This is a genomic window from Paenibacillus sp. E194 (assembly GCF_000935845.1).
Lineage (GTDB): Bacteria > Bacillota > Bacilli > Paenibacillales > Paenibacillaceae > Paenibacillus_B > Paenibacillus_B alvei_B.
The window spans coordinates 1-4223 of sequence record NZ_JMDX01000365.1; the positions used below are offsets into that span (position 1 = coordinate 1).

General features: G+C 42.0%; 2 protein-coding genes and 1 pseudogene. 1 reads left to right on the forward strand and 2 read right to left on the reverse strand.

Annotation, left to right across the window (positions count from 1 at the left end; genetic code table 11):
* Both AZ66_RS27400 and AZ66_RS27405 read right to left on the reverse strand, forming a co-directional pair.
* Window positions 1-2236: pseudogene (locus AZ66_RS27400) on the reverse strand (polymorphic toxin-type HINT domain-containing protein); the annotation flags it as partial.
* 80 nt (window positions 2237-2316) lie between these two features.
* Window positions 2317-3711, reverse strand: coding sequence for a hypothetical protein (locus AZ66_RS27405; RefSeq protein ID WP_156160111.1), 1395 nt, complete (start codon window positions 3709-3711; stop codon window positions 2317-2319).
* A 354-nt stretch (window positions 3712-4065) separates the two neighbouring features.
* Here AZ66_RS27405 and AZ66_RS31700 point away from each other — a divergent pair.
* A partial coding sequence (locus tag AZ66_RS31700) for a transposase (RefSeq protein WP_197081784.1) occupies window positions 4066-4223 on the forward strand: 158 nt, incomplete at its 3' end.

Genomic DNA, 4223 nt, shown 5'->3' on the forward strand with positions numbered 1-4223 from the left:
CCTGCCGAATGACGGTATCCTTCGCGTTATCGCCTTTGATTCGAATTGTCGTCGGATTGCCATGCACGTCGCGCTCATAGCGAACTTGATTCAATAACCGCCCCTTATCGTCTTGCAGTGTGACCTGCTGAAGTCCGCCACGATTGGTTTCATATTCATACTGGGCGATCAGATTGGACTGAGGCCCTACGGACGAAGTCATCTTCGTTAGCTTCTGAGCCCGAGCTTGTGGAATATACTCATATTCATAGCGACTGGTGCCTTGAAGCGGCTTAGTCTCCTCAGTGACATTTCCGTATTCATCGTATGTGTAGCTTGTCGCTTTCGTAGAAGATCCTGAAGCCCCGTAACTGGTTTCCGTAATGCGAAGGGGCTTGGAATGCATCAATTCCCTTTTCGAATTTTTATTATATTCGTAGGTAACAGTCTTGCGTTCGCTGCTTCCTTTTGCTGTCGTTTCACTTCTATTATGATAAAGAATGGGCGGATCCGTCGGGAACGTATGGCGATCCCCCTCATTCATTTTTTCATATTCTTCTCTGTAACTAACAGAATAGTTATGCTTCGTTACGGTACGGCCATCATCCACGCTAACATCATAGGTAACATTTCCGAATATCTTTCCAAAATCTTTTGGAAAAGTAACGGTTTGCCGATCAGAGACGACGGTAGCACCCGCATTCGTGCTATACAGTAGTTTGCGTTCATTATATATGACCTGGTATTCTATCGCGTAAAAACCTAGTTTACGGAGTACGGTTGAACTAGTGAACTTAGACTGTGCTTTGGTCGGATGCTCAATCATCCCCAGCGTTACCCAATCGGTTTTTCCCCAATAGAACATTTGTTCGTTGAAATTTTCCTCTTTATTAAACACACTGTATGTCGAAACAATGTTGGATGGCATATATTGACGAATATCGTAATAATAAGTTGTTTCTCGGTCAACCGGATCGATAACCTTTTTTAATACATATTCATCATTAAAATTAAAAGATATCTTTTCTTTGATATATTTAACAACTTGATCCTTTGTTTGATTCGTCGCAGGATCTGTATAATATACCCTTGCTTCTACATCATTACCGTTGTCTCGAATGGAGAGAACATTGTATTTTGTACTTTTCTTCCCCTCTTTGGTAGAAGCAACAACCATAATTAGTTTCATGCCTCTATGGTAAAAGTCGAGAATGTTATCATATTCGTCTTTTATCTGCAGAAGCAGGCCGCCTTCGTCAAAATAGTAATCCAATCCCTGCTTGTAATCGGTAAGAACATATCTAGCATCTTTCGGCTCGTCAGACCCTTTCGATTCGCCGTAATGGGGGCCAAAACTCAAATCTCTAAAGGGATACCCCACCAGATCATATCCGTCTAGCTCAAATGTTCCACGCTGGGGCAGATAAAGGAATTTTTGATCCTCAGCTTCTTTGAAATAAGGAATATCCCACATCCACCCTTTCCCCAGCGAAGAACGATAATCTTCTTCCGACTTGCGGGGCAACTGTTTATGACTTTCCTCATTGTAATAAATATCATCTTTACCGCGCGAACTATCGTACACACGACGCAATTCGAAGTCCAGACCATTCGGCCCAGGAAGAACCAGATCAGTTTGCTCTACATGCAGAGAACCGTCGACTGTCGAGATATTCTCACCAACGCTCCCGACTGAATACGGTGCGTGATCGAACTTCAGCTCTTTTTGCTTCAATGCAAAGCTATCATAGTTCGAAGAAGAAGACAGGGATCGCTTGGAGCGACGAAATTTAGGAATCTCATACACAGAGTCTGTAACGCTTGTTTCCTTAACATTCCCGTCACTCTCCACTTTCGACAAATGATCATACACGCTTGTCGTTACCGTAGCCGTATTATACACGCTTGTCGTTACTGCAATCTGTTGCGCAACACCAGGATACAAGCGGTTCATATACTGCTCGTACGATCCTCCGCGCTGCTTTTCCCGCAGCCCCTCATAGATATGGTGCAGCAGGTATCCTTTGGATATTTCACCGTAAACCCAGTCACCATCAACTTGAAATTTCTCGGCTACTGAGGAAATTGTAATAATATCTTGCGGATCTAGATCCTTAGGCTGTTGGCTGTACACTGCATCCGTAACTGAAAGATTAGACAGCTCAGCATCGGATGACATCACTTCTTGTGCATAAGTAATTGGTACGCTCGTAAACGCTAAAATAAATGTTAAAATCAGTGATATGTACTTTTTCACGCTTTTTCTCCTGTTCAATTAAGTATTTTGCTTATATGTATCAAAAAACACCTCAATTAGATGAATAGAGATTACATCATTCACTTTCTCTTTTCACGCCTAATTAAGTTGCCATTTGCATCATAGTAATGATAAATGATTCTACCGTCTGGATATGTTATCGTTTCCATCTTGTTGCCGGCATCGTATGAATATATCGTCGACCGTGCTTCAGAATCATAATGGATGGATATCGTCCAATTCGTACTATCGCAAAGATTAGTACCGTTCGCATTTATTACAAAATATAAAACTCCGCCTGCGCTTATCGGCAGTACAATATCATGATCCACTCCATCATCATTGTTGTAATCCAGCTTCGCCTGCCAAACGAGAGTGAGGCCGTTTAAAATGGTTGCTTTGACTCCATCACCACATGTTGTATTACTTTTAGCTGCATGTCCGCTCACACGCACCGAACCTGACTTTGGAGCCACCCATTTTCGGACGGAATCAGACTTATCAGGATGCTGCATATTATGTGTAATGATCGAAAAGGGATGTTTTCCTCTCCACTGTTTTTCGTTAAAGTCCCATTTCGTATCCTCATATTTGGAGTCTTCGAATTCTTGATAATACCAATTCGACTGCCCTTGTGCCGGGCTAAACCCGGTTACGGATGAGTAACGCAGATCAGCCTTCGGTTCCATATACGTGATTCGCGGATCCCATGATGTAAAGTCACAATCCAGACTTTCATTCGAAGCTACTAGGAAACGCAACTTATCATCTGCATGAACGGTTATATCATGTTGGACTTGAATACCTTCTGCATCATCAAATCGAATAAGCGCCGACCATACGACTTCGTTGTTTTTCTGGATGGATGCAATAATTCCATTTCCGCACTTCGTGTTCCCTTTGGCCACCTTTCCCGAAATTCGGATCAGTCCGGATTCCGGTGCAGCCCAAGTTCGTACAGAGCTTAGATCGGTTGGATGTTGAAAAGAACGACCTATGAGCGAGTATTGATTTTTCCCCCTCCACACTTCTTCCTTCCCATCCCAATTTAAAAAGGACAAGGTACCCTCTTTGCCCTCTTCATAATACCAATTGTTCTGTCCTTGAACGCCACTAAATCCTTCAGAGGCGGAATAGGCTAATGAAGTGTTATCGTCTAAATAGGAGATGCTTGGATCCCAATATGTACTGTCACAATAATTGTTCTGTTCTCCCTTGTTTATGATAAAGTAAAGTGCTTCACCAGAGTTAATGTGAGTCTCGTAGTTTGTCGTTACCCCGTCGATGTCGTTATACTCGATATGGGTCGTCCAAAGTAATTTCGTATTTTTCCGTATTTCTATTCTTACGCCATCCCCACATCCGGGATTACTCTTTGCGGCGCGTCCATTTATGCGTATCAACCCACTTTTGGGCGCTACCCATTTCCTTGCAACATCCGTTTCATCTGGATGATGAACATTTGCTGCAATCATCGTAAAAGGATGACTCCCCCTCCATAGTCGTTCAGATTCATTCCACTTCAAATCAACATACTGTTTCCCATTCCATTCCTGATAAAACCATTGATTCTCCCCTTGAATGGAACTATAGTCCCTACTTGCTATATAGGTATCTTTTCCTTGTGCTTCGAGTGTATCTTCGGTGCGGTAAATTAAGATAAATAGGAACAACATAACAAATATAAAAACTCTAGGTACATTATGTTTAGTTTGTATACAAAAGAGAGCGTAAAATATCTTGTGTAAATAGATAAATAGCAAAAAGGAAGACCTTTTCTTGTAGAATTGAGCTACCACACTACAATCCATAGAAAAGAGGTCTTCCCTATGAATCATTTTACATCAGATTTGGTTCAAGCTCTAGTCACAAAACAGGATGTGACTGAAGTTTTTCGCAGTCATCTTGAGGCAGCTATGAATCGCTTGTTAGAAACGGAATTAACCGCCTTCTTGGACTATGAAAAATATGACCGTAATGGAGTGAA